At 33.2% G+C, this 24,952-nt stretch carries 20 protein-coding genes; 12 read left to right on the top strand and 8 right to left on the bottom strand.

The window, feature by feature from the left end; translation table 11 throughout:
• Positions 1–51 precede the first annotated feature (51 nt).
• Positions 52–1,398: a sigma-54-dependent transcriptional regulator gene (locus NJT12_RS18865; RefSeq protein ID WP_271337476.1), complete on the bottom strand. Its 1,347-nt coding sequence runs from the start codon at positions 1,396–1,398 to the stop codon at positions 52–54.
• 158 nt (positions 1,399–1,556) lie between these two features.
• On the opposite strand from NJT12_RS18865, the gene NJT12_RS18860 reads away from it, so the two are divergent.
• From NJT12_RS18860 to NJT12_RS18850, 3 genes are all read left to right on the top strand, one after another.
• Positions 1,557–2,801 (top strand): efflux RND transporter periplasmic adaptor subunit, encoded by a 1,245-nt coding sequence (locus NJT12_RS18860; RefSeq protein ID WP_271337475.1) that lies wholly within the window; start codon positions 1,557–1,559, stop codon positions 2,799–2,801.
• A gap of 128 nt (positions 2,802–2,929) precedes the next feature.
• A complete protein-coding gene (locus NJT12_RS18855) occupies positions 2,930–3,637 on the top strand; it encodes an ABC transporter ATP-binding protein (RefSeq protein WP_271337474.1) in 708 nt (235 codons plus the stop codon).
• 125 nt (positions 3,638–3,762) lie between these two features.
• Positions 3,763–6,192 carry an ABC transporter permease gene (locus tag NJT12_RS18850; RefSeq protein WP_271337473.1) on the top strand — a complete coding sequence of 810 codons (2,430 nt, stop codon included), beginning with the start codon at positions 3,763–3,765 and terminating at the stop codon, positions 6,190–6,192.
• Positions 6,193–6,285: 93 nt separating this feature from the next.
• Here NJT12_RS18850 and NJT12_RS18845 read toward each other — a convergent pair whose 3' ends face one another.
• Positions 6,286–7,905, bottom strand: coding sequence for a L,D-transpeptidase family protein (locus tag NJT12_RS18845; RefSeq protein WP_271337472.1), 1,620 nt, complete (start codon positions 7,903–7,905; stop codon positions 6,286–6,288).
• Positions 7,906–8,331: 426 nt separating this feature from the next.
• Here NJT12_RS18845 and NJT12_RS18840 point away from each other — a divergent pair, with 426 nt between their 5' ends.
• The 4 genes from NJT12_RS18840 (at position 8,332) to NJT12_RS18825 (ending at position 10,895) form a co-directional block, all read left to right on the top strand.
• Positions 8,332–9,462: an Mrp/NBP35 family ATP-binding protein gene (locus NJT12_RS18840; protein WP_271337471.1), complete on the top strand. Its 1,131-nt coding sequence runs from the start codon at positions 8,332–8,334 to the stop codon at positions 9,460–9,462.
• 116 nt (positions 9,463–9,578) lie between these two features.
• Positions 9,579–9,818, top strand: a complete 240-nt coding sequence (locus tag NJT12_RS18835; RefSeq protein WP_213306350.1) for a NifU family protein — start codon at positions 9,579–9,581, stop codon at positions 9,816–9,818.
• A gap of 216 nt (positions 9,819–10,034) precedes the next feature.
• Entirely contained in the window at positions 10,035–10,517 is a 483-nt protein-coding gene (locus tag NJT12_RS18830; protein ID WP_271337470.1) for a hypothetical protein, read from the top strand.
• A gap of 60 nt (positions 10,518–10,577) precedes the next feature.
• A complete protein-coding gene (locus tag NJT12_RS18825; RefSeq protein ID WP_026982672.1) occupies positions 10,578–10,895 on the top strand; it encodes a 2Fe-2S iron-sulfur cluster-binding family protein in 318 nt (105 codons plus the stop codon).
• 74 nt (positions 10,896–10,969) lie between these two features.
• Here the strand turns inward: NJT12_RS18825 and NJT12_RS18820 are convergent, their stop codons facing one another.
• From NJT12_RS18820 to NJT12_RS18800, 5 genes are all read right to left on the bottom strand, one after another.
• On the bottom strand, positions 10,970–11,470 hold the full coding sequence (locus NJT12_RS18820; protein ID WP_271337469.1) for an SMI1/KNR4 family protein: 501 nt from the start codon (positions 11,468–11,470) through the stop codon (positions 10,970–10,972).
• A gap of 60 nt (positions 11,471–11,530) precedes the next feature.
• Positions 11,531–11,932, bottom strand: a complete 402-nt coding sequence (locus NJT12_RS18815; protein ID WP_271337468.1) for an immunity 22 family protein — start codon at positions 11,930–11,932, stop codon at positions 11,531–11,533.
• Positions 11,933–12,066: 134 nt separating this feature from the next.
• The gene (locus tag NJT12_RS18810; RefSeq protein WP_271337467.1) at positions 12,067–13,056 is read right to left on the bottom strand and encodes an aspartate-semialdehyde dehydrogenase; all 990 of its coding nucleotides are present in this window, start codon (positions 13,054–13,056) and stop codon (positions 12,067–12,069) included.
• Positions 13,057–13,223: 167 nt separating this feature from the next.
• Positions 13,224–13,601 (bottom strand): large conductance mechanosensitive channel protein MscL, encoded by a 378-nt coding sequence (gene mscL, locus NJT12_RS18805; RefSeq protein ID WP_271337466.1) that lies wholly within the window; start codon positions 13,599–13,601, stop codon positions 13,224–13,226.
• A 68-nt stretch (positions 13,602–13,669) separates the two neighbouring features.
• A complete protein-coding gene (locus NJT12_RS18800; protein ID WP_271337465.1) occupies positions 13,670–16,141 on the bottom strand; it encodes a bifunctional UDP-N-acetylmuramoyl-tripeptide:D-alanyl-D-alanine ligase/alanine racemase in 2,472 nt (823 codons plus the stop codon).
• A gap of 310 nt (positions 16,142–16,451) precedes the next feature.
• Here NJT12_RS18800 and NJT12_RS18795 point away from each other — a divergent pair, with 310 nt between their 5' ends.
• Positions 16,452–17,057: a hypothetical protein gene (locus NJT12_RS18795; protein ID WP_271337464.1), complete on the top strand. Its 606-nt coding sequence runs from the start codon at positions 16,452–16,454 to the stop codon at positions 17,055–17,057.
• Here the strand turns inward: NJT12_RS18795 and NJT12_RS18790 are convergent.
• Positions 17,052–17,786 (bottom strand): porin family protein, encoded by a 735-nt coding sequence (locus tag NJT12_RS18790; protein ID WP_338083393.1) that lies wholly within the window; start codon positions 17,784–17,786, stop codon positions 17,052–17,054. The genes NJT12_RS18795 and NJT12_RS18790 overlap by 6 nt on opposite strands.
• 191 nt (positions 17,787–17,977) lie before the next feature.
• Between NJT12_RS18790 and NJT12_RS18785 the strand changes: the two genes are divergently transcribed.
• The 4 genes from NJT12_RS18785 (at position 17,978) to NJT12_RS18770 (ending at position 24,666) form a co-directional block, all read left to right on the top strand.
• Complete coding sequence (locus NJT12_RS18785) at positions 17,978–18,331, top strand: hypothetical protein (protein ID WP_271337463.1); 354 nt, start codon at positions 17,978–17,980, stop codon at positions 18,329–18,331.
• Positions 18,332–18,495: 164 nt separating this feature from the next.
• A complete protein-coding gene (locus NJT12_RS18780; RefSeq protein WP_271337462.1) occupies positions 18,496–20,703 on the top strand; it encodes a TonB-dependent receptor in 2,208 nt (735 codons plus the stop codon).
• Between the two features lie 433 nt (positions 20,704–21,136).
• A complete protein-coding gene (locus NJT12_RS18775) occupies positions 21,137–23,245 on the top strand; it encodes a prolyl oligopeptidase family serine peptidase (protein ID WP_271337461.1) in 2,109 nt (702 codons plus the stop codon).
• Between the two features lie 428 nt (positions 23,246–23,673).
• Positions 23,674–24,666, top strand: a complete 993-nt coding sequence (locus NJT12_RS18770) for a Gfo/Idh/MocA family protein (protein WP_271337460.1) — start codon at positions 23,674–23,676, stop codon at positions 24,664–24,666.
• Positions 24,667–24,952: the final 286 nt, after the last annotated feature.

Genomic DNA, 24,952 nt, shown 5'->3' with positions numbered 1-24,952 from the left:
AACACAGCAAAAAAAATACTTTGCGTGCTCTGCGGTTAAATCACACTGTGTTTAAATATTCTTTAAATCGTATTTCTCGATTCTTCTGTACAAAGCTGCTCTTGACAAACCAAGCTCTTCAGCTGTTTTACTGATATTTCCGTTGTGTTTGAAAAGTATTTTTTCGATCGCATTTTTTTCCATTTCAGATAACGGGTTTTCATCATTTTCCTGAATTTCCTCAAAATCAAGAATATCTAAATCGGTTACGGCAATTGTATTATTATCTGCTAAGATTAAGGCGCGTTCGATTTTATTTTCAAGTTCACGAATGTTTCCTTTCCAAGGATATTTCTCTAAATAAGATCCAACATTTTCTTCAAAATGCCAGTTTTCCTGATTGTATTTTTCTGCAATTTTATCCAGAATAAAGTGTGCCATTGGTACAATATCATCTTTTCGTTCGCGTAACGAAGGCAAATAAATTTCCATCGTATTTATTCGGTACAATAAATCTTCGCGAAAGGTTTTGTTTTTAACCTCAGCTTTTAAATCACTGTTTGTTGCTGCAATAATACGAACGTTTAAAGGTCTTGCTTTACTTTCGCCCAAACGCGTAACGGTTTTGGTTTGCAAAACATGCAATAATTTGGATTGCAGATGAAGCGGAATATTACCTATTTCATCCAAAAAAATAGTTCCTCCTGAAGCGGTTTCGAATCTTCCTGGCGTATCTGATTTCGCATCTGTAAAAGCTCCTTTGGCATAACCAAAAAGTTCACTTTCGAATAAATTGTCACTCAAAGAGCCTAAATCAACATGAACAAAAGGCTGTGTTTTTCGTTCTGAATTCTGGTGAATAAATTCGGCAAAAACATATTTTCCCGTTCCGTTTTCGCCTAAAATCAAGACATTCGCATCTGTTTTTGCAACTTTTTCAGCAATCGAATAAGATTGTTTTATTTTTAGAGAACTGCCAACGAAATAATTTTTCTCTACTTTTTCTATTACAACCTTTTTGCTGTTTTTTCTGCTTTCGGCGACAGCCTTGTCTATTATTTCGAGCAACTTTTCGTTATTCCAGGGCTTCAAAACATAATCAAAAGCACCAATTTTTATGCCTTCAACGGCAGTATCAATTTTACCAAAAGCGGTCATTAAAATCACTACTGTTTGTGGCGAAAGCGTTTTAATTTCTTTGAGCCAATGAATGCCTTCTCGCCCATCTTCAAAACCAATTCGATAATTCATGTCTAATAAAACCACGTTTATTTCATTTTCATTCAAAATAGAAATGATTTTTTTGGGATTATTTGCTGTAAAAATCGTCTCGAAATGTTTTTTGAGAATCATTTTTGCCGAAAAAAGAATTTCTTCCTGATCGTCAACGATTAATATTTGGGCTAGTTTTCTTCGCATGATATCTTTTTTTGTTCGATAATGAACGGTCAACTGTTCATTATCGAACAGTCCTTTTTTTGAATGGTTTCTAAAGCTTCTTTAAAATCAATACTTTACAAATAATAAATTTTATGGCACAGTATTTACCTATTGACTATCAGTAAATTATTAAAGAAATGGACAAAGTAATTCCTCGTAAAAATAGAAAATTTAGGTATCTCACAATAGCAATTGGAGTTTTTTTAGTTTTGGCAACAATCATCTTTTTTTCGTTTAACACCAAAAGAAGTTTAAATGTAAAAGCCGAAGAACTAAGTATTCAGAAAGTTGAAAAAGCTTTTTTTGAAGATTTCGTTGTTTTTCAGGCCAAAGTAGAACCTTTGAATGTAATGCTTGTAAATGTTACTGAAGGTGGATCTGTAAAAGAGATTTTTGTAGAAAATGGTGCGATGGTTACCAAAGGTCAATCATTGGCCCGTTTATACAACCCAAATACTGAATTGAATTACCTAACTCAGGAAACAGCAATTATTGAGCAAATCAATAATTTGAACACCGGAAAACTAAACATTAGAAATCAGGAATTAAATTTGACAAAAGATTTAGTTTTGATCGAACATGATTATAATGATGCTAAAAGGTTGTACGACATGAATGCACGATTATATGAAAAAGAAGTGATTTCGAGAAATGACTGGAATAATTTCAAAGAAAGCTTACGTTTTCAGGAGGAACGCAAAAGAACGATTCAGCAAAGTATTCAAAAAGAGAAACAAACGAATCAGGTTCAGATTTCTCAAATCAATAATTCAATCCAAACCATGGAAAAAAGTTTAGATATTTTGAGAAACAATAAAAAGAATTTCCTGATTATAGCGCCGGAATCCGGTAGATTAACATCGTTTCAACCGGTTTTAGGAAAGACATTTCAGGCTGGCGAGAGCATCGGAAGAATAGATTCTAAACAGGGCTATAAGCTAACAGCAGATGTAGATGAATTTTATCTGGAAAAAATACGCGAAGGCTTAAAAGGTCAAGTAGAATTTAAAGGTAAAAATCTTGAAGTTCTGGTAACCAAAGTAATCCCAGAGGTTAAAGGCGGACATTTTATAGTAGAATTGGCTTTTACGTCTAAAGAAGATATTGCATTACAAGACGGATTAAGTTTTGGCGTAAAACTAATTTTATCAGAGAAAAATAAAACTCTTGTTGTGCAAAAAGGAAGTTTTAATCAGGAAACAGCAGGAAAATGGATATTTGTAGTAAAAGGAAACAAAGCTATAAGAAGAAATATAAAGCTAGGACGTGAAAATCCTTCGTATTACGAAGTTCTGGAAGGTTTGAAAGAAGGAGAATCTGTGATTACCTCATCTTATACGGATTACAAAGATATCGAGGAGTTGTCGATTAGTTCTCAGTAATAGTTTTCAGTCGCAGTTTTCAGTCGCGGTCGCGGTCGCGGTTTAATTCACAATTAATAATTCACAATTAATAAAGTTTCAATCATCAATCAAAAAATACAATCAATAACAACTAAAATTTTAAAACTATGATAACAATTCAAAATTTAACCAAAGTTTTTAGAACAGAAGAAGTAGAAACGGCAGCTTTAAGCGGGATTACTTTAGAAATTAAAAAAGGAGATTTCCTTACTATTATGGGACCTTCGGGTTGCGGGAAATCGACTTTATTAAACATCATCGGACTTCTGGACAGTGCTACTGGTGGAAGTTACAAACTATTAGACCAGGAAATGGTGGGTTTGAAAGAGAAAGGAAGAGCTGTTGTTCGTAAAGAAAATATTGGTTTTATATTTCAAAACTTCAACTTAATCGATGAACTTTCTGTTTATGATAATATCGAGCTGCCTTTGCTTTACAACAATGTAAAAGCATCGGATCGAAAACAAAAAATTGAAGCGATTGCCGAGAAGCTTAATATCTCACATCGATTAAAACACTTTCCACAACAACTTTCAGGAGGACAACAACAAAGGGTTGCAGTTGCAAGAGCTTTGGTAAACGATCCTAAAATCATTCTTGCCGATGAGCCTACAGGAAATTTGGATAGTAAAAATGGTAATGAAGTAATGGAACTTTTGACAGATTTGCATGCAAAAGGTGCCACAATTTTGATGGTTACGCACTCTGATTATGATGCTTCGTTTTCGCAAAGAACGATTCATATGAAAGATGGTGTTATATTCTCTGAGCGATTAAATCAGAGAAATGTTGATGTTTTTATGGACGCTAAATAATCACAAAATGATAAAATTTATTGTAACCGCAATCTTATTTCTAGTGGGATTTGTTTGCAAAGTACTGGCAACGATATAAAACCAACAGGTTTTTAAAGCAACTATAATAATATAAAAAATACAACATGATTTTTAACTGGTTTAAAATATTCATATATCATTTAAAACAAAACAAATTGTTTTCATTTTTAAATGTTCTAGGGCTAAGCATTGGAATCGCCGGAGTGATTTTCGCCATTTTATACTGGAATAACGAAAATACATACGACCAATGGAATCCTGAGAAAGAAAACGTGTATCAGGTACTGAATAAAATTGGGGCAACTGGAGATATCTGGCCATCAAGTACAATTCCTTTTGGAGTTACCTGTAAAGCAACAATTCCCGAAATCGAATCTATTTGCTTTTTTGATAGCTGGTATTATGAGGAGATAATAAAATATCAGAATCAAAAATGGATGGGTAAAAAAATTATAGTCGCTGATTATGACTTTTTTGATGCTTTTCCTTTTCCTATTGTAAAAGGGGCAAAAAAAGACATCCTTAAAGAAAAAAATAGTGTAGCCATTTCAGAAGACGAGGCTAAAAAAATATTTAAAAATGAAGATCCTATTGGCAAAATCGTTATAAATGATAACAAATCTTATGTTATAAAATCTGTTTATAAAGTTATGAGCCCTTCTTCTATTGAACCAAATTATGTTTTTGGAGGCTTATTAGAAGATGGTGACGCTAACAACTGGGGAAATTTTAATTACACCCTGATGATTAAAGTGAGGAAAGGCACTAGTGAGGAATCACTTTTGAAGAAGATGCAAAATGTAAATTTTGTTAACAGAACCATGAAAGACGCTAAAGCAAATGGTCAGACACCTGAAGAATATGTGAAGGAAAATGGCGAGGTTAAGGTTATTCTCGATCCCTTAGACAAGGCACGCTTGTATGGTACAAAATCTACTGCAGGAGTCAATTTTCCAGAAGGAAAAGGCAATCTGCAATTGCTCTACATCATGGTAGGTTTATCTATATTGATTTTAATTTTATCACTTGTAAACTATATTAATCTGGCAACCGCTTCTGCTGTTAAACGTGCTAAAGAAGTAGGTGTCCGTAAAATTGTAGGGGCAAGCAAAACGCAAATCATAGCCCAATTTATATTCGAAACGGCTATTATTGTTGTTTTAGCTATTCTTTTTGCTCTGGCAATAGTAGAACTTTCTTTACCATACTACAATAACTTCCTAAGGAAATCTTTGACCATGAATGGCAGCGAATTTTACCTGCAGCTTATTTTTATCTTTGGATTAGTAATTGTTCTTGCAGGCATATTCCCGGCGGTTTATATTTCAAATTTTGAAACTTTAAAGGTTTTAAAAGGCAACTTCTCCAGAAGCAAAAGCGGTATCTGGATTCGAAATTCAATGTTGATTTTTCAATTTGGTATTGCTGCCTTTTTTATCATTGGCGCCTTGATTGTCAACTCGCAGGTAAATTATATGATGAATAAAGATCTTGGTTTTACCGGGGATCAGGTAATCAAAATTCCTTTAAAATCTCCAGATCGCAATAAAAAAATACAACAATATCTGACTATAAAACAAGAACTCCTTAAACTATCCGGTGTTCAGGACGTATCTACTTTTGCAGGTTCTTTTGGTAATAGTACCAATTCAAGTTCCGGATTTACATACAATGGTGTTTTTGTACAGCCTAGAAACGTTGATATGGATTTTGGTTTTCTGGACATGATGAAAATTAAGATTGTAAAAGGACGCGATTTATCTCCAAAATATGCTTCGGACACAATTAGCAATTGGCTCATAAATGAGACACTCGCTAAAACACTGGGACTTAAAAACCCCATAAACACGATAATAAGTTCCGGTTGGGGAAATGAAAAAGGAAACTTGAAATTTAAAATTGTAGGAGTTGTTAAAGACTTTCACATTACAGGATTTCAAAATAAAGTTCCGCCTATGGTCTTTATCAGCATAAAAACCTTAAAATGGAATAATTTTGACAATATTTATGTAAAGGTTTCTCCAAATAATTTAACCGGAACTTTAGATAAACTAAAAACATACTGGGAGAAAAACATCAATCAGGATTATCCTTTTCAATATGAATTTGTAAATAAGGGATTTGCCAAAACCTATCAGGAACAGGTAAAACAGAAAGATTTATTTTTTATTCTGAATCTTGTAGTAATCATAATTGCCATTTTTGGACTATTCGCTTTAGCTTCTTTTTCGATGGAGCGACGATTGAAAGAAATTGCGATTAGAAAAACATTGGGCGCCGAAACTGATGCTCTGCTAAAAGATCTTTCAAAACAATATGTTGTTTTTTGCCTAATAGGTTTTGTAATTGGCATCATACCTGCTTACATTTTATTGCAAAAGTGGCTGGAGGATTTTGCTTTTAGAATCAATGTTTCGGTTATTCCGTTTAGTATTGCGCTGATTTCTTTGTTGGCTCTGACCTTAATAATTGTTTTAACAAAAGCCTATCAGGTAACTAAAATAGACATCTTGAAATATTTAAAATACGAATAAGCTTGTAGACCATTTTTTTTAAAAAAACCCGCCAGATCCATTAATCTGGCGGGTTTCTTTTTTATTCTTAAAACAACAGAATCTTGCTTGCACTTATTTTATAGCAACAGAATCTGAGTAAAGCAATTTATCTAATTGCGCGTCTCTGTCATACACATCCGGATAAAAACCAATTTCTCCTTCATCATTAACCCACGCTGTAAAGTAACCAATATAGATTGGGATTTTAGTTTTAAGCTTACAAGTTGTCTCTTTCTCCCCACTCATTGCCTGATCTATTTTATCAACAGGCCAATCCGGATCGTCTTTTAAAATAGCAAGAGCCAAATTTTTTGCTTCTTTAACATTAATACATCCATGACTAAAAATACGTTTTTCAAAATCAAATAAACTCTTAGCCGGTGTATCGTGCAAATAAATATCATTTGGGTTTGGGAACATAAATTTAACCAATCCCAGAGAATTTTTAGGTCCGGGTTTTTGACGAACATTTCCGCCATTCCATTCCATATTATGATCTGCCAGATAATTTTTATCTTCGGCCATTTTGAGTTTTAATTCATTTTTAATAATACTCTGCGGCACATACCAATAAGGACTAAATACGATTCTGTCCATCATTCCGCTAAAAATCACTGTTTCAGTCATCCTGGTTCCAACAAAAACATCCGAAACCAATTCATATTTACCATTTTTCACATACACCAATCTAAATGATGGTATGTTAATCATAATGTATTCACTAGCTTGTGCCAAGTTAGTTGGTATCCATCTGCAGCGTTCCATATTAAGCATAATCGTCTTAATACGATTTCCAACTGGCTCATTCATTTGGTTGATATGATCTCTGGTAAGTGCATAATTTAACTTAAGACCGTATCTCTTTTTATATTTTAAAACACCTGCCATCATCTCCTCATCGTAGACATCTCTTTTAGAATCTTGTGCTAAATCTCCAACTACAAACAATCGTGCTCTTATTTGTTTTACAGCCACTCCACTATCAAAAGGCTTTAAATCCTTATAATTTAAGCTGTCTATATCTATTTTTGTCCATTGCTTATTTTGCTCAATAGTTCGATATTTTTTCAACATTGCTTTAAGCTTATAATATTGCCCAAACAAAAGATTTTCATCTTTATTTAATCTTGCGGGATCAACTATCAATGAATCTAATATCTTGGCATACGAAATACTTTTTGCCGGCAAAAACCAACCAATTTTCTTTAAGGTTGCAGGATCAACACCAGAATATACATTACTGGCATAAAAGACATACATATTAGATAATAAAAGTTCTGTATCTATCTGAGGAAGTTTATTGGACACGTTTTCATTAAAAACATCATCGACCAAATCCATATAAGGCATAGTAGCCTTGATACCCTGGTCACCCAATAAACGTACTTTATGATAGAGTAACGAACCAAATTCGCTGACTCTTTTATCATCATGCCAGATTGCACTGTATTCTTTCTTTTTATACAGATCTAAAACGTCACTTTGGTACTTTTTTAATTTGGGATATTTCTTGTAAAACTCAGTAATCGATTCCGCATTAACAGTAACTTTTGATACGTACTTTTTGATTAAAAAAGTATTTTCAGACCCCGTCATTTTACTTTTTATTTCGATTTCCTTTCCTGAAGATTCAAAGGAAAACATCAAAAATATAACGGCCGCAATAACAGGTAAAGAAGTAAAATTTCGCATACTTTTTAGATTTAGATTTTAGCAAATAAATTTTATTAAAAAATAACGAAAAACCATAATTTACCTATTAACAAGTTTTCAGATATTTTTAAAAAACAGTAGAAATTATAAATTTAGGGTACTCAAATATAGCGAAGATTATTGGAATTTTAGTCAACCTATTCTGAAAATTTATCGTAAAATTCATATGTTTTAGCTCAAAAAGAATTCTTTGTATAGAGGAGCAGGTGAAATGGTGCCAACATTTTTTTGATATAAGAAAGTAAATACAAACAATAAGAATCATTTTGACTAATCTCAATATCAATAAATACAATTTAAAAGGGTTTGAATCCGAACATAATCTGTTATCTTTGTAGTCTGAAATCAGTTTAAATAAACACAATGCTTAAATCGATTTCTTTCAATAGAAAACAGTAGATTAAAATGAAATTAGATAGAAAAGAAATTCTTAAAGCTCTAGAGACAATCACTATAGCTGGCGAAGGAAAAAATATGGTTGAAAGTGGTGCTGTTGCCAATGTAATAACTTTTGGTGATGAAGTTGTAGTAGATTTAGTTCTGCATACGCCAGCAATGCACATTAAAAAAAGAGCTGAAGACGATATCAAAAAAACAATTCTTGAATTGGTATCTCCTGAGGCAAAAATCAAAGTAAACATTAAAGTTGAGGCAAAAGAAAATCCTAACGAAATAAAAGGAAAAGCTATTCCGGGAATCAAAAATATTATTGCCGTTGCTTCTGGTAAAGGTGGAGTTGGAAAATCGACTGTTACTGCGAATCTTGCTGTAACACTTGCTAAAATGGGTTTTAATGTTGGTGTTCTTGATGCAGATATCTACGGGCCTTCGATGCCTATTATGTTTGATGTTGAAAACGAAAAACCAATTTCGATTACTGTTGACGGAAAATCAAAAATGAAACCTGTTGAAAGTTATGGTATAAAAATACTTTCTATTGGTTTTTTCACTGCTCCAAGTCAGGCGGTTATCTGGAGAGGTCCAATGGCTGCAAAAGCTTTGAACCAAATGATTTTTGATGCTGATTGGGGAGAATTAGATTTCATGTTAATCGATTTACCTCCAGGAACGGGAGATATTCATCTTTCGATCATGCAATCATTACCAATTACCGGTGCTGTTGTAGTAAGTACACCTCAGGCTGTGGCTCTTGCCGATGCTAAAAAAGGTGTTGCTATGTTTATGCAGGACAACATTAATGTTCCTGTTTTGGGAATTATCGAAAATATGGCGTACTTTACACCAGAAGAATTACCTGACAATAAATACTATATCTTTGGTCAGGAAGGTGCAAAAAACCTTGCCGAAGATCTTGATGTTCCATTTTTAGGAGAAGTACCAATTGTACAATCTATTCGCGAAGCGGGAGATTTTGGTCGCCCTGCAGCAATGCAAACGGCATCAGCAATCGAAACTGTTTTTGAAGAAATAACCAGAAATGTTGTTCAGGAAGTAGTAAACAGAAATGACAATTTACCTGCAACAGAAGCCATCAAAATTACAACTATGGCAGGTTGCTCAGCAGTTAAGAAATAATTAGATAATTGAGATACAACTAATGAGATGATTTGAAAATTAGATAATTAGACAATTTTACTTCAAAGTGAATTTTCTAATTATCTAATTTGACTAATTACCTAATTGATAAAATTATGACAACAGAAGAATTAACAAACAACGTATTATTAGCTCTAGAAGAAATCAGACCTTTTTTAAATTCTGACGGTGGAGACATTACTCTAATTTCTATAGACGACGACAAACACGTTAAAGTTCGACTTGAAGGAGCATGCATTAGCTGCAGTGTTAATCAAATGACTTTGAAAGCAGGGGTTGAAACTACAATAAAAAAATATGCACCACAAATTGAAACTGTGGTTAATATAATGTAATAAAAAACAGTATTTTTTCTATTTTTTAGATTTGAATATTTAACAGGAATAATAGCTCTTTGAAGGGTTTGATTTCTAAATATTCAAAAATAAAATAAAATTCAAGTTACTTATTACGAATTTAATAAAAAACAACATAAACATTTAAGAGTTTCCGTTAAGGAATTGTTACATATTTAACTTAAATTTGTCACATAATCCCAAAACCTTAAATTTATGAAGAACTATTACGCTCTATTTTTATTGTTGTTTTTTGTTTCTGTAAGTTATGCCCAGCAAACCACACAAACATTAATTGTTGACAAAGCCTGGCTAAATGAAGCAGAAGAATGGTCAGATTTTAAATACGCAGGTCAAATAGTATTTTCGACTAATGCAAGTGATGAAGAAGGCTCCCTGAGAATTGGTAATTATGACTTCTTATTCGATTTCTGCAACGGAAAAGCCAAATTTGCAAACAAAGCTACTTATAGCACTGCAGAATTTAGTCATCCAAGAAAAGTATCTGTAACAACAGACAAGCAAGGTGTAATGAATTCGACTTACGAAGGAACTTTAATCTTTCAGGCAGACAAAGATTATTATTCTGTAATTGCTTTTGTAACGATACTAGAAAAAAACGGAAATACCCTTGGTGTAAAAATGCGTCTTAAAGAAGGTAATAAAAAAGAATACGCATTTAGTATAAAAAATAGTTAATGTAATTAGGGATTTTTTCACGTTATAAAATCCTAACCAGTAAAATTCCAAATAATTAAAATGGATGTATTAATAAAGATTAAAGATCGAGAAGGAGTTATACACGAATTACAAGCTCCAACTGATATGGCAATGAATATAATGGAGTTATGCAAAGCATACGAACTTCCTGTTGAAGGAACCTGTGGCGGAATGGCCATGTGTGCTTCTTGCCAGTGTTATGTTCTTAATGATGTTGCATTACCAGAAATGGGAGATGAAGAAGAAGCTATGTTATCGGAAGCATTTTATGTTAAATCAAATAGCCGTTTAGGTTGTCAGATTCCAATTACTACCGAGTTAGAAGGATTAGAATTAGAATTAGCACCTGAATATTAAGCTATAAATTACAATATTTTTAAAATTCCAAATTCCAATTATAGCAATTGGAATTTGGAATTTTTTTTTGGGATTTATATAAGTTCACCTGGATCAAAAGGTTCAAATTCTCTTTCAGGAAATGCTTCGGTCAGGATTCCGGATGAACACAACCATGTAATGGTTTCTTCAAGTGTTTTTCCTGTTTTGTAGATCATTTCGCTATTTCGCGGCAAGATAAAATATTCTCCTTTGTAAAGAATAATTTCATCTCCATCAAAAGTATCACCAATTCTAACAGAGTTTAATACTTCTTCTTTTGTCAATATTTCTTTTCCTTCATCCCAAAACCAATATTCACTTATACGATCTTTCCATTCAGTATCTGTTAATATTATGTTTTCCGGAAGATAAATTCTAACATAGGTTCCGCCGAGAATTCCGCTTCCGTATGTTAAAACATATTGTTTGTAATCATCGTCAAAAACAATATTTAAGGTTTTTTCGCAGGCCAGGATTTCTTCTTTCTCAGCAAGGAATAAATCTGTTTTATTGGTTTTATAGTTGGGGATTATTTTATAGTTATCGAAGTTCATCAGTTTTTTTGTATTTATAAGCTAAGATAGGATTTAGATTATTTCTTTAAAACTTTTTAATCAAATTTCATATTCAATTTCTCCAATATAAAGTAACTCAAATTTTGAATTAATTATTGAAACTGGTTTTTCTATCTGATCTTTCGAAATGAACACGATCGTATTTATACTCTCCAGATTTTGATTCTTTGATCTACTTTTTGCTTCAACAATCCATTGGTCAGCATAAGAATATTTTGAGAATTTTTCTTCAAATGAAACATTTTCATTTTCAAAACCGCTTTCCATAAAGTCATGATCTAAAAAATTCTCACTTTGAGATCTTGCAAATTCAGAGATATATTTATCTTCTTCCTTTATATCATCTTCTTCATAATACGTTTCATTTTCACCTAAAAAATTAAAACATTCCGCTTCTGATCTAAATTTACCAAACCAAAAATGGCTAGTTTCTGTTCTCATGCCTTTACTCTTTTATGATTAAAACAAAAGTATTATTTCTTACTCAAAAACTTTTAAACACTCCAACAAAAAAACCGCAATCACATTACTGCAATTACGGCTTTTCCTTTATAACAATTTTCTTTAATCTCTGATTATACCAAACCAGCTGCAATTAAATATTCAGCGATTTGAATTGTGTTTGTTGCAGCACCTTTTCTTAAGTTATCAGCAACAATCCACATGTTTAATGTATTTTCCTGGCTTTCGTCACGTCGGATTCTTCCAACAAAAACATCATTTTTACCTTCGGCATATAGTGGCATTGGGTAGGTAAAAGTATCTAAATTATCCTGCACCACTATTCCATCCGTGTTATGCAAAATTTCACGAACTTCATTTACATCAAAATCATTTGTAAACTCAACATTTACAGCTTCGCTATGTCCACCTACAACTGGTACACGAACAGCAGTTGCCGTAACTCTAATCGTGTTATCCCCAAGGATTTTTTGAGTTTCACGAACTAATTTCATTTCTTCTTTCGTGTATCCGTTTTCTTCGAAACTATCGCAATGTGGAATTGCATTTCTATGAATTGGATATTTATAAGCCATTTCTCCCTGAACTCCTGCGTATTCGTTCTCTAATTGTCTCACTGCTTTTACACCTGTTCCGGTAATGGATTGGTAGGTAGAAACAATGATTCTTTTTATATTGTATTTTCTATGCAATGGTGCCAAAGTCAAAACCATCTGAATAGTGGAGCAGTTTGGGTTTGCAATAATTTTATCTTCTTTTGTTAAAGTATCAGCATTGATTTCCGGAACAATTAGCTTTTTTGTCGGATCCATTCTCCAGGCCGAAGAATTATCAATAACTGTAGTTCCTGCTGCTGCAAATTTTGGTGCCCACTCTAATGAAGTATCACCTCCAGCTGAGAAAAGAGCGATATCCGCTTTTAAATCAACTGCTGTTTGCAACCCAACAACTTTATATTTTTGACCTTTATATTCTATTTCTTTTCCTACTGATTTTTCAGAAGCAACAGGAATTAACTCAGTAACTGGAAAATTTCTTTCTGCTAAAACTTTAAGCATTATTTCGCCAACCATACCAGTGGCACCTACAACGGCTATTCTCATTTTTATATTTTTAGTATGAATTAATCTAATTTACTCTGCAAAAGTAGCTATAATAAAAAACAAAACAAGGTGCTTCACAAAAAATAACAAAATGTTACAAATCAAACAAAAACAAAAAAACCGTCCCAATTAAGGAACGGTTAAATTAGACTTAGTGTAGCGGTATATTATTTATTTTTTAACAGATCTCTAATCTGAATAAGTAATTCTTCCTGAGTTGGTCCTGCCGGCGGTGGCGGAGCAACATCTTTCTTTTTTGCATGGTTTATTCCTTTAATGATTAAGAACAAAACAAAAGCAACAATTAAAAAGTTAATTACTGCCGAAAGAAACAAACCGTACTTAACGCCTCCAAAAGCGGTCAGCTCCTCGATAGTCGATAAATGAGCCGCATCTAATGCCGGTTTTAGTATTAAAGGTGTAATTACATTTTCAATTAATGAGCTTACAATTTTACCAAAAGCAGCTCCAATGATCACACCCACAGCCAGATCGACTACGTTGCCTTTCATTGCAAATTCCTTAAATTCTGAAAACATCCCCATAATTGTTTATTTTAGTTTATAATTAATTGATATCGAAAATACGTAATTTTCTGCATAATTTCATAATTCTATCTAAAAAATACCCTTTTTACGCGTTGCGAAATACTGGTCATGATCTCATAAGGAATTGTTTTTAAAGCTACTGCCATCTCCACGACCGTTGGATTTTCTCCAAAAATAATTACAGGATCGCCTTCTTTACAATCAATATGAGTCACATCTACCATGAGCATATCCATACAAACATTGCCAACAATTTGGGCTTTTTGATTTTTAATAACAACATATCCAACCAAATTTCCCCATAAGCGAGAAATACCGTCAGCATAGCCTATTGGGATTGTTGCAATTTTAGTTTCTTTCTCAGCCATGAAACGTCGGCCATAACCAACGCTGTCGCCGCCAGGAATCGTTCGAACCTGAGAAATAATGGATTTTAATGTCCCTACATTTTCCAGGTATTTTTGTTCTGCCGGATCGTTTGAAACTCCGTACAAACCAATTCCTAATCGCACCATATTATATTGTGCATCCGGGAAATTGCTGATTCCGGACGTATTCAAAATATGGCGAATTGGATTAATATTTAATACTGAAATTAATCGGGACGATAATTTTTCGAATAAATTAATTTGCGAATGAACAAAATCAAAATGTCGTACTTCATCACTTGTTGCCAAATGAGATAAAACACTTTTTACTTTCACCGTTGAATTTCCTTTTAAAGTCTGAATCAATTCGTCCAATGTATTTTCCTCAAAACCCAAACGATGCATTCCTGTGTCTAATTTTATATGAATCGGAAAATCTTTTAAGTTCTTTTCTTTGGCAATTTTAAGAAAAGCTTTCAAGCCTTTTACGCTATAAATTTCAGGTTCTAAGTTGTATTGAATAATCGAAGGAAAACTGGTCGATTCCGGATTCAAAACCATAATTGGCAATTTTATTCCGCCATTTTTCAGTGAGATTCCTTCATCGGCAAAAGCCACACCTAAATAATCTACCTTATGATGTTCAAGCAATTTAGCAATTTCCAATCCTCCGTTTCCGTAACCAAATGCTTTTACCATAACCATCAATTTGACGTTATTGGCTAATTTTGATTTATAATAATTCAGGTTATGACTTATTGAATTCAGATTAATCTCGAGAATTGTTTCATGTGTTTTTTCTTCTAATAAAGAAACAATCTCTTCGAACTGAAATGATCTTGCTCCTTTTATCAATATGGTTTCATTTTCGAAATTCAGGCTTTCAATATGAGCAATAAATTCAGCTGTATTTTGAAAGGTAATACAATTAGAAAATTGATCTGCAAAAGATGAGATGGTTGCTCCAATAGCGATTACTCTGTTTATATTATTATCAGTAATTAATTGCGCAACTTTAGAATACAGCTCTTTATTAGAGAATCCGCTTTGAACAATATCTGACAAAATAATAGTTTTTGAAGCATTCTTTTTTTGTTGGCTTTCTAAAAAATCGAGGGCAATTTTCAGCGATTCAAAATCAGAGCTGTAACTATCATCAATAATACTGCAATTATTGATTCCGTTTTTTACTTCCAGGCGCATTTGTACCGGATACAGATTCTGAACCCTATTTTGAATAGTTTCAGAATCATATTTAAAATAAAGCAAAACGACTAAACAGGAAACAGCATTTTCTATAGAAGCTGAGTCACTAAACGGAATTTCTAAATCGAAGTTTTCTCCTTTATATTGGTATTTAATATTGGTTGAATCGCTTTTATTCTCTCTTTTCAGAATAAAAACGTCCGCAGAAACATCTGTAAAACTCCATGAAAAAAGATCCCTTTCTTGTAATGGATATTTAGTACAAAACAAAGTCAGACATTGATCTACAAGTAGATTCTTTTGATAAATTATTACTGCTGACTCTTTGAATAATAACAATTTCTCATTGATTTTTTGCTGCTGGTTTTCAAAACCTTCATCATGCGCAGAACCAATGTTGGTTAAAACACCAATGGTAGGCTTAATGATTTTTTCGAGATTGACCATTTCATTAACCGTCGAAATTCCGGCTTCAAAAATTCCTAAATTGTGTTTTTCATTAATAGCAATTAGGGATAACGGAACTCCAACTTGCGAGTTATAGCTTTTTGGACTTCGAATTATATTAAAATCGGGGCTCAACAAGAAATTAAGCCATTCTTTTACTATCGTTTTACCATTGCTTCCGGTCAATCCGATAATGGGAAAATGAAAAAGATTACGATAATATGCGGCAAATTCATGCAGTGCATTAAGCGTGTTTTTTACTACTAAAAAATTGGCTTTTCCTAAAGCGTTTTCAGGAATATATTGAACAACAAAATTTTGAACACCTTTTTCGATCAATTCTGCAATATACAAATGAGCGTCATTATTAACACCAGATAAGGCAATAAACAACGTTTCAGATCCGTTTTGTAACGAACGGCTATCGATTGAAATGTGATCAATAAAAATATCAGTGTTTGAGCCCATCCATTCGGCATTAAGAACCGGGATTAGGCTTTTTAAATTTATGCTCATTTAGAAAATCTTTTTGTCAAATTTAAAAAAAGGTTTGCCACCAATTTCACAAATTTTCACTAATTATTCGTTTTGCCACAGATTAACAGATTATCACGGATTAGAAAAAAATTTGCCACGAATTACACCAATCTACACCAATTCTAATTCGTGAATTCGTGGCAAAAAAACTACACCCATAACAAATCATTTTTAATCTTTTTAATCTGTGGCAAAAAATTACGGCAAATTAAAATCCTTAAAAATTAGTGAAATTCATTGCAAAAAACATTATTTGTTTATATTTGCTAACACCACTAAACACAACGTTTTGAAAAAAATACTCCCTATATTTTCCTATATATTACATCCGATTTTTATCTCGATGTATGCTACTTTATTTTATCTTTTTTGCAAAAATGATGCTTTTACCAATCAGGAAAAGTATTATGTTTTATTTCAGATTCTGATTATTACGATTTTGGTACCGGTATTGTTTTTCTTATTGCTTCGTTCGACCGGACATGTCAAATCGGTGATGATTCATGAAACATCTCAACGCAGAATCCCTCTTATTTTACAGTGTTTTTTGTATATTTTATTGGTAAAAAGAAGTATTGTCATTGCTCGATATCCTGAATTACATTTCTTTTTTCTTGGTGCCTTATTTAGTACTATTTTAGCTTTAGTATGCTCTTTGTTTAAGATAAAAGCAAGCTTGCATATGATGGCAATCAGCGGATTTACAATTTTTGCAATTGGTTTGAATATACATCTTCAAATGCAAAATCCTTATTGGGCCGCTTTTTTGATTTTAATGACTGGTATTGTAGCTTCTTCACGATTAGAAATGGAAGCACATTCGCCAAATGAATTATTAATTGGAACATTTATCGGAATATTTCCGCAATTGCTGTTTTTGTATTTGTGGTTATAAAATGTAAAAAATCAAACCAATGTTCATGGCGCTCATTTGGACATTTTCGCCGGAAACGGTTTTAACTGATTTATCAAATAAACCATTCAAACCATAATAGCAATATACATTCCAGGTATTATAACCTGCCGAAACATAAACTCCGTACTGAAATTGATTGATATCTTTGTTATTAGATACTTTATAACTGGCATCCCCGTCTTTTAAAATTGATTTATCTGAGAATATATAACTCATTTTTACACCGCTATAAATCCTCCAAAATTTATAACTTTCGTAAGTTGAGTTTCTCCATCTAAACTCAATTGGCACATCTACAGAATATTGCTTATATCTATTCGAACCAATGTCGCTATAACTACTTACATTGTAAACATTTGTTCCGTCTGCACTTTTCGAAACTGTAAAATTTTGATAGAAATTTTGGTAACTCAAACCAAAACCTGCTGCAATTGCAATAGTTCTGTCTTTATTGATAGGCATATCCCGCAAGAAACCGGCAGAAACACCAGCCGAAAATTTATTTTGTTTTAAACCCGTAGGTCCGTTAAGCAAAAGATTGTAGGTAACCGAAAAGTAAAACTGATCCTCACGATATAATGAGTCAATTTTTACAATAGGCTTTATCTCCGGTTTAACTTCCTGAGCAAAAGAATTGAAAAACGATACTAAAAACAAACAACTGAAAAGTAATCGCATATCGTATTTTGGTTTTAAAGAGTTTTTCAAGTAAACGTTTTTTAGTGTAAATTTATTTTACTTACAAATATAATATAATGCTAGTTCAGGATACAATTAGATCGTAATTATTCGCTTTTTGATCGAGAATAAAATCATTTCCTGCACTTTTTTCAAGAAATAGGCAACAGAATCTAAAAAATAAATCTTTTTTACTTTGATCTTTTATACCTTTGTCGGGAATGAAAAGAAAACAACTCATATTAAGTGTTTCTTTGGCTCTAACGGTATTGTTCTCAATATTGTTTCAGTCCATACACAGTTATGAGCATATTGTAAAACAACTTTCAGAGAAACAATGCCATCATAATTACAATGATCCTAATGGCGAAATAACACATCAACATCATGATTATGACGTATGTTTTGTTTGTCATTTTGTTTTTGGAAGTTATATAGTACCTGAACAATTTGCTTTTCAATTTCATACTTTCAATTCTGAAATCCCTTATTTTTTCTCTCTTCCTGAAAAAGTTTTTTCACTTTCAGAAAGTCCGTATTTATTACGTGGCCCTCCCGAAGCTATAGTTTCTTAATTTCGAAACTTTCGAAATAAAATCAAAGATCTTTTAAATCTAATTTCAAAAAAATTAGTCGATTTCCCCATTCTGAAACTTTCAGGATCGGCGAATCTTACTATTATTTTTAGTTATTGTGCTTTAAAGGATAAAAATCAAATTAATTATAGCATCATTTTCAAATGAAAAAACTAATATTAGCCCTTATTTTAGGGTTTTCGAGCATTCTTTCTGCTCAAAATTCGGTTTCAGGAACAGTAACAAATCTTGAGAACCAACCATTGGCAAACGTGTCTGTTTATGCTCCTGAATTACACAAAGGAACAACGACTGATGCGAACGGAAAATATGATTTTAAGAATCTCCCAAACGGAAGTTTCCGACTTTCTTTCACTTTTGTTGGATTTACAACTCAGAGTAAATCAATTACAAAACTCTTAAAAGAAAACACAATAAACATAACACTTACTGAATCTGTTTTTGAAATGGACGAAGTTGTCGTTTCAACACCTTTCAACAAACTACAATCGCAAAACGTGATGAAGGTTGAACACGAAAGTATCAAAACATTACAGCAAAAAGGAACTTCTACTTTAATCGAAGGTTTAGCAACGATTCCGGGGGTTTCTCAGATTTCTACGGGAACTTCTATTGGTAAGCCGGTTATTCGCGGATTAAGCGGAAATCGAGTTCTAGTATATTCTCAAGGTGTTCGTATCGAAAATCAACAGTTTGGAGACGAACATGGTTTAGGTTTAAATGATGCCGGAATCGAAAGTGTTGAAGTGATCAAAGGCCCAGCTTCTTTATTATACGGTTCTGATGCTCTGGGAGGAGTTTTATATTTTAATCCAGAGAAATTTGCTGATGCAAATACTTTCAAAGCAAATTTTAGCCAAAAATACTTTACTAATACTCAAGGAAGCAATTCTTCGCTTGGTTTAAAAACCTCTACTGATAACTGGAAATTCTTAGTTCGCGGAAGTTTCAACTCCCATTCTGATTATAAAATTGCTGATGGGGAACGTGTAACTAATACCCGTTATAACGAAACTGATTTTAAAACCGGAATTGGATACAGCAACTCTAGTTTCTCAAGTGTTTTAAGATACAACTACAACAAACTGGATCTTGGAATGCCGGATAACGGAATTGGAGAACAATCTACCAGCAAAAATACAGAGTTCCCGAGACAAGGAATCTTCAATCATTTATTGAGTTTAAACAATGTTATATTTTTTCAAAACTCGAAATTAGATGTTGATTTAGGATATATTGCCAATGACAGAAGTGAGTTTGAAGATAGTAACGATGCTTCGCTTCATATGAAACTGAATACTTTTAATTATAATGCGAAGTACCATTTTCCGAAATTGGGAAAAATTGAAACTATTTTGGGTGTTCAGGGAATGCATCAAACAAACAAAAATTCTGGCGAAGAATATTTGATTCCGGATGCTACCACAAATGATTTTGGTGTTTTTGGAACGGCAAATTACGAATGGAACAATAGTGTTGTTCAGGCCGGATTGCGTTTTGATAACCGAAATATTACATCTATCGCACACGGAACAGAAGGCGAAGAAGGTTACTTTTTACCTTTAGACAGGTCATTTGACAGTTTTAATGCTTCTTTAGGATATAAAACAAAACTGGCAGAACCATTAACACTTCGACTGAATGTAGCATCTGGGTTTAGAGCTCCAAATTTAGCTGAACTGACTTCAAATGGGGTTCACGAAGGAACCAATAGATATGAAATTGGAAATGCTGATTTGAAAACAGAGCAAAATGTTCAGACTGATTTAAATCTGGAATATAAAAACACGCATTTTGAGTTCTTTATTAACGGATTCTATAATCATATCAACAATTATATCTACACTTCGCCAACTGGAGAAACTCGCGAGGACAATGATGTTTTTGCTTATACTCAGAATAATGCAAAATTGTACGGTGGTGAAGTTGGTTTCCACTTTCATCCGCATCCACTTGATTGGTTACATTTTGAAACCAGTTTTGAAACCGTAACCGGTAAAAAACAAAATGGTGATTATTTGCCATTAATTCCGGCAAACAACTGGAACAATACACTTAGAACTGAATTTAAAATTAAAAACTGGTTCGAAGAAGGATATGCTTCTTTAAACGTTTCTTCGACTTTCAATCAAAATAATGTTAGTGGTTTTGAAACGGCTTCAAACGGATATACTTTGGTGAATCTTGGCTTTGGCGGAACGGTAAAATTAGGGAAACATGCTTTTGATGTGAACCTGAACGGAAACAACTTATTCGACAAAAAATATATTGCTCACTTATCAAGATTAAAAACAGACGGAATCCCTAACATTGGACGAAATATTGTTCTGGGAGTCAACTTCAACTTATAAGCTTTTTAATTAAACTATGTAAGTATAATATCAGTTTATTTTTGTTTTTGGTTGAACTTGTATTTCTTACGTGGTTTAGCTTTGTATTACTTTGCTGAAAAATTTTACCGCAAAGCACGCAAAGTCTTTTTTGTAAAGCTGTTTGATAAAACACAAAGTTCGCAAAGCTTTGTGTTGATTCTTACTAATACAACCTGATTTTACCGCAAATAACACAACGCTTTTTTTTAAAGCTGGTGGGTAAAATGCAAAGTTTTTAAAAATGCTTGGTTTTATAAAAACAAAAAGTTCGCAAAGCTTTGTGTAAATTTAGCTTTGCGAACTTTGTATTTTTTAAAAGCATTATTAAATAAAATCTTTGCGGACTTTGCGGTTAAATAGGTACTGATCTAACAAAAAACGCTATTTTTGTGACAACTGTTAAACTTAAACAATGAAAAAAACATTTCTATTAATGGCAATTACAACTGCAGGAATTTCATTTGCACAAAATAAAATTCAATATCCACAAACCCAGAAAGGCGAAACAGTTGACGTCTATTTTGATACAAAAGTAAACGATCCATATCGTTGGCTTGAAGACGACAAATCAGCTGAAACCGGTGCTTGGGTAAAAGCTCAAAACGAGGTTACTTATGGTTATTTAGATAAAATCCCTTTTCGTGACGAACTTAAAAAACGCATGGAGAAATTATGGAACTACGAGAAAATCAGTGCTCCATTTGTAGAAGGAAAATTCACTTATTATTCAAAAAACAACGGACTTCAGAATCAATCCGTATATTATAGAAAAGGGCAAGACGGTAAAGAGGAAGTTTTCTTAGATCCAAATACTTTCTCGAAAGACGGAACAACTTCTCTTGGTGGTTTAGATTTTTCTAAAGACGGAAGCAAAGCTGCTTATGCCATTTCTGAAGGTGGAAGCGACTGGAGAAAAGTAATCATTATTGATGCTTTGTCTAAAAAAGTAATAGAAGACACATTGGTTGATGTAAAATTTAGCGGAATTGCATGGCACGGGAATGAAGGTTTTTATTACTCTAGTTATGAGAAACCTAAAGGAAGTGAATTGTCTGCTAAAACAGATCAGCATAAATTATATTTTCACAAACTTGGAACTTCTCAAAAAGAAGATAAAGTTATTTTTGGCGCAGATCAAAAACGCAGATACATAGGTGGTTATGTTACTGAAGATGACAAGTACCTGGTAATCTCAGCTGCCAATTCTACTTACGGGAATGAATTGTATATTAAAGATTTAACGAAAGCGAACAGCCCGATTGTAACGATTGTAGATAATTTTAACAGCAACAATCAGATTATCGAGAATGAAGGTACTAAATTGTTTATCGAAACTGACTTGAACGCACCAAATACTCGTGTTGTTACTGTTGACTTAAGTAATCCTAAACCAGAAAACTGGAAGGATTTTATCAAAGAAACTCAAAATATTTTATCACCATCAACTGGTGGCGGATACTTTTTTGCTAATTACACAAAAGATGCTGTTTCGTTTGTACAACAATACGATTATAAAGGAAAATTAGTGCGTGAAATCAAACTTCCTGCTGTAGGAACTGCAGGTGGATTTGGAGGAAAGAAACACGAAAAAACATTGTATTACAGCTTTACAAATTACACAACTCCGGGAACGATATATTCATTAGAACCAAAATCAGGTAAATCTGAAGTATATCAAAAACCTAAAGTTGATTTTAAAAGTGAAGATTACGAATCTAAACAAGTATTCTATACTTCAAAAGACGGGAAAAAAATCCCGATGATTATCACGTATAAAAAAGGATTAAAATTAGATGGTAAAAATCCAACAATTCTTTATGGTTACGGTGGATTCAACATTAGTTTAACTCCAAGTTTCAGCATTGCAAATGCAGTTTGGATGGAAAACGGCGGAGTTTATGCTGTTGCCAATTTAAGAGGTGGTGGTGAATATGGTAAAAAATGGCATGATGCGGGAACTAAATTGCAAAAACAAAATGTATTTGACGATTTTATTGCTGCAGGTGAATACTTAATCGCTCAAAAATATACTTCATCAGATTTCTTAGCGATTCGCGGAGGTTCTAACGGAGGTTTATTAGTTGGTGCAACAATGACACAGCGTCCTGATTTAATGAAGGTAGCTTTGCCAGCAGTTGGTGTAATGGATATGTTACGTTACCATACTTTTACCGCTGGTGCAGGTTGGGCTTACGATTACGGAACATCTCAGGATAATAAAGAAATGTTTGAATACCTAAAAGGTTATTCTCCTGTACAAAACGTAAAAAAAGGTGTTCAATATCCTGCAACTATGGTTACAACAGGAGATCACGATGACCGTGTTGTTCCTGCACATAGTTTTAAATTTGCGGCTGAATTACAAGAAAAACAAACAGGGAACAATCCTGTTTTAATTCGTATTGATGTAAAAGCAGGTCACGGAGCAGGAAAATCTGTTGCGGCAACGATTCAGGAAAACGTAGACATTCAAGCTTTCACGCTTTATAATATGGGTTTTAAAGCTTTGCCTAAAAAGTAAAACTTATTCTTAATTTTATTAGCCACGAATTCACGAATTATTTTTGTGAGTTCGTGGCTTTTTTTTGCCACGAATTTCACTAATTAGCACGAATTTAATTTGCTTGTTTTGTGTTGAGAATTTTACCACAAAGCACGCAAAGATTTCATATAAAAATATTCTTCAGAAAATGCAAAGTTCGCAAAGCTTTGTATTGAACCAGCTTTGCGAACTTGTGTTTTACAGAACCAGTCTGATACAAAAATTTTGCGTGCTTTGCGGTAAAATAAAATCTGTGTGCATCTGCTTAAATCCTTTTAAATCTTCGTGAATTTGTGGCGAACTTTTTTACACAGTTCCAATATAAATAATTCGTGAAAATTCATGCAATTCGTGGCAAGCTTTTTTTAAATAAAACTTAAATTTGAAATAACTAAAAAAACCAGAAAATGAAAATTGTAAAATGGGGAATTATAGGCTGTGGAAATGTAACCGAAGTAAAAAGCGGACCGGCTTTTCAGAAAACTCCCAACTCAGCCTTAGTTGCCGTGATGCGAAGAGATGCTGCTCTCGCCGAAGATTATGCTAAACGCCATAACGTATCTAAATGGTATTCGAATGCTATTGATTTAATCAATGATCCGGAAGTCGATGCTGTTTATATTGCTACTCCTCCATCGTCTCATAAAGAATATACTATTTTATGTGCCAAAGCCGGAAAACCGGTTTATGTAGAAAAACCAATGGCGTTAACTTTTGAAGAATGCAACGAAATGATCAGCGTTTGCAAAGAACATAATGTTCCATTATTTGTAGCCTATTACAGAAGAAGTTTGCCAAGATTTTTAAAAATAAAAGAATTAATCGATCAAAATAAAATAGGAACGGTAAAACATGTAAATTGTGTTTTATATCATCCGTTTGAAGAAAGGTACAACGACGAAATCAATTTGCCATGGACTGTTTTACCACACATTTCAGGTGGTGGAATCTTTGTCGATTTAGCGTGCCATACGTTAGATTTCCTTGATTTTGTATTAGGACCAATTCAATCAGTTCGCGGACATGCCAGTTCTCAGCTTAAAGCATATCCTGCCGAAGATTCGGTTTCAATGTCCTTTTTATTTGAAAACGGAATTCACGGAACAGGTCTTTGGAACTTCGCCAGTTTTGAGCGTTATGACAATACTGACATTGTAGGCGATAAAGGGAAAATCTCTTTCTCTACTTTCGGCAATGATCCTATACACATTCAATATACAAATGGCGAAAAAGAAAGCGTCACAATCGAAAACCCGCTTCATATTCAGCAACCACTTATCGAAACTGTTGTCGCAGAAATTTTGGGCAACGAAGGCGTAAATCCATCAAAAGGAACATCAGCCGCAAGAACAACCTGGGTGATTGATGAAGTTTTGAAGGAGTTTAGGAATTCAAAATAATAACAACAATAATTCAGCACAATGTTGTCATTTCGAACAATGAGAAATCACATGAGAAACTCTGTATAGAAAGTCGTCAATCTTTGTCTAATATTAGATGTGATTTCTCCCTTTGGTCGAAATGACACAATTGCTGATTGCAAACTGCGAAGACAGCTAAAAATCCCTTGAAACGCAAAACAGCACAATCTTGTCATCATTTTACCCTCTTGTTAATCGACAAAGATTAGTAATATTCTTTGCGGAGCTTCTGGTGTGATTTCTCATTCTTCGAAATGACAAGATT

The organism is Flavobacterium azizsancarii (assembly GCF_027980145.1).
In the GTDB taxonomy this organism is placed as follows: Bacteria; Bacteroidota; Bacteroidia; order Flavobacteriales; family Flavobacteriaceae; genus Flavobacterium; species Flavobacterium azizsancarii.
This window is presented reverse-complemented; position numbering and strand designations above follow the sequence as displayed.